The sequence below is a fragment of the Xanthomonas sp. SHU 199 genome, from assembly GCF_000364665.1.
GTDB classification, from domain to species: domain Bacteria; phylum Pseudomonadota; class Gammaproteobacteria; order Xanthomonadales; family Xanthomonadaceae; genus Xanthomonas_A; species Xanthomonas_A sontii.
Map to the genome: position 1 here is coordinate 1 of NZ_AQOI01000294.1, position 2282 is coordinate 2282.

Sequence of the window (2282 nt, forward strand, 5' to 3'; positions counted from 1 at the left end):
CGCCAGTCCGGCGGCTCGGCGCCGTCGGCCACGGGCGGCGTCGGCGCGCTCACGCCGCGCCCACAAAGCGCAATGGCCGCTGCGCGGCGGGGCCGGCGCTATACGGCCGCTTCACGGCGGCGCTCCTTAAATGACGCGCACCCCACCGCTCCTGGTGCGGGCCGAACCGAGGAGTCTGACGCATGGGCATCATCATCTGGTTGATCGTCGGCGGCATCGTGGGCTGGCTGGCCAGCATCATCATGCGCCGTGACGCACAGCAGGGCATCATTCTGAACATCGTGGTCGGCATCGTCGGCGCGCTGATCGCCGGCTGGCTGTTCGGCGGCGGCATCAACCAGGCGATCACCCTGTGGACGTTCCTGTACTCGTTGATCGGCGCCATCATCCTGCTGGCGATCGTCAACCTGTTCACCCGCGGCCGCGCGCGCTGACACAGCGCCCTCGCCGCTTGCGCAAACGCCCGGTTCGCCGGGCGTTTTGCATTTGCGGCCCCGCTCACGGCGCAGCGCGGTCGGCCGGATGGCGCACGCCGTCCTCGACCGGCACCGCGATGGCCATCGCATACGGGTCCACGCCCTCCAGGCAGCCGACGTTGTAGCCGTACAGGCTGGGATCGGAGCGGCGCCGATGATGCGTGTAGATCCCGCAGGTGCCGCAGAAATAATGCTGCGCGGTATGCGTGTGGAACTGGTACAGGCGCAGCGCCTGCTCGCCCTGGCGGACATGCAGGGCCGCCAGCGGCACCGAGGCGACGATGGCGCCGCGGCGCCGGCACAGCGAGCAGTTGCAGCGGCGCGGGTCGACGATGCCCTGCGGCAGCTCCAGGTCGATCTGCACCGCACCGCAGTGGCAGCTGAGCCGGTGCAGCGGCGCGATCGCGGTGTCGCCGACCTTGTCGATGCAGCGGCGCACGTGGCGCTCGCTCATGCCGCCGGCTCCAGCTCGACCCAGGCCGGCGCGTGATCGCTGGGGCGGTCCCAGCTGCGCGGTTCGCGGTCGATGCCGGCACCGCGGGTGCGCGCCTTCAGCGCCTCGGACACCAGGGTCAGGTCGATGCGCAGCCCCAGGTCGCGGCGGAAGCCGGCCTGGCGGTAGTCCCACCAGCTGAAGATGCCGCCGTCGGCATGGTGCAGGCGGAAGCCGTCGTGCAGGCCCAGGCCGAGCAGCTTGTGCAGGGCGCCGCGCTCGGCGGTGGAAGTGAGGATGTGGTTGTCGCTCCACACCAGCGGGTCGTGCACGTCGCGCGCGTCCGGGGCGATGTTGAAGTCGCCCAGCACCACCAGCCGCGGATGCCGCTGCAGCTCGTCGGCCAGCCAGGCGTGCACCGCCTCCAACCAGCGCAGCTTGTAGGCGTACTTGTCGGTGCCCACGTCCTGGCCGTTGACCACGTACAGATTGACGATGCGCAGGTCGCCGATGGTGGCGGCGATGGCGCGCTTCTGCTCGTCCTCCAGGCCCGGCACGCCGATCTGCACGTCGCCGATCGGCAGGCGCGACAGGATCGCCACGCCGTTGTAGGTCTTCTGCCCGGCGAACACGCTGCGGTAGCCGGCCTCGGCCAGCACCGTGTCGGGAAACTTGTGGTCCTCCAGCTTGGTCTCCTGGATCCCGACCACGTCCGGCGCGAACGCGGCCAGCCACTGTTGCAGGTGCGGCAGGCGCACGTTGAGCGAGTTGACGTTCCAGCTGGCGATCTTCAAGGGAAATCCGGGACGGGGAAGCCGGCCGCTATTCTGACCGCAGCCGCCGCGGCGGCCAAACCGCGGGCACCAGCCCGTTCAGCGCCGCGCGCAGCACTGCGCGAACAGCGCCGGCGCCAGGCTCAGCGCCTGCTGGCGCTGCGCCTCGTTCAAGCCGTCGAGCAGTTCCTCGGCACCGAGCGCCTGTTCCGGCGGCGGGAACGGCCGCTCCGGCGCCTGCCGCGCGGCCAGTTGCCAGGCCGCGGCGTACGGCGGATCGGCCACCGCCAGCCAGGGCGCGCGCAGCAGTTGCGCCAAGGCGTCGATCGACGTGCGGTCGCCGTGCAGCGCGCGGTCTTCCAGTTGCGTCACCACGTCCTCGGCATCGCGCTCGTCGGCGGCCGACAGCGGAGCGCGTTGCCCTTCCGCGTCGACGCTGCCGGCGCGCGCGACCAACTGCGCCACGCGCTGCGCCAGCAACTGGCGTTGCGCATCGGCATCGCCGCGCGCGGCCGCACTGCGCAGCATCGCCTCGATCTGCGCGGCATCGAGCCCGGCGACGCCGCGACAGGCCGCGAGACGTTGCCGTTCGGCCGCCCA

General features: G+C 71.5%; 4 protein-coding genes. 1 reads left to right on the plus strand and 3 read right to left on the minus strand.

Features of this window, described 5'->3' with window-relative positions; genetic code table 11:
* Positions 1-182: 182 nt before the first annotated feature.
* Complete coding sequence (locus tag D183_RS0110765; RefSeq protein WP_017908994.1) at positions 183-434, plus strand: GlsB/YeaQ/YmgE family stress response membrane protein; 252 nt, start codon at positions 183-185, stop codon at positions 432-434.
* Positions 435-498: 64 nt separating this feature from the next.
* Here the strand turns inward: D183_RS0110765 and D183_RS0110770 are convergent, their stop codons facing one another.
* The 3 genes from D183_RS0110770 to D183_RS24470 all read right to left on the minus strand — a co-directional run.
* A complete protein-coding gene (locus tag D183_RS0110770) occupies positions 499-930 on the minus strand; it encodes a GFA family protein (protein WP_017908995.1) in 432 nt (143 codons plus the stop codon).
* Positions 927-1703: an exodeoxyribonuclease III gene (gene xth, locus D183_RS0110775; RefSeq protein ID WP_017908996.1), complete on the minus strand. Its 777-nt coding sequence runs from the start codon at positions 1701-1703 to the stop codon at positions 927-929. The genes D183_RS0110770 and xth overlap by 4 nt, the downstream gene beginning before the upstream one ends.
* 78 nt (positions 1704-1781) lie before the next feature.
* On the minus strand, positions 1782-2282 hold a 501-nt coding region (locus tag D183_RS24470), incomplete at its 5' end, for a hypothetical protein (RefSeq protein ID WP_017908997.1).

Coding starts and splice junctions, on each gene's coding strand:
- D183_RS0110765 (WP_017908994.1), top strand. CDS start 183: ATGGGCATCATCATCTGGTTGATCGTCGGCGGCATCGTGGGCTGGCTG.
- D183_RS0110770 (WP_017908995.1), bottom strand. CDS start 930: ATGAGCGAGCGCCACGTGCGCCGCTGCATCGACAAGGTCGGCGACACC.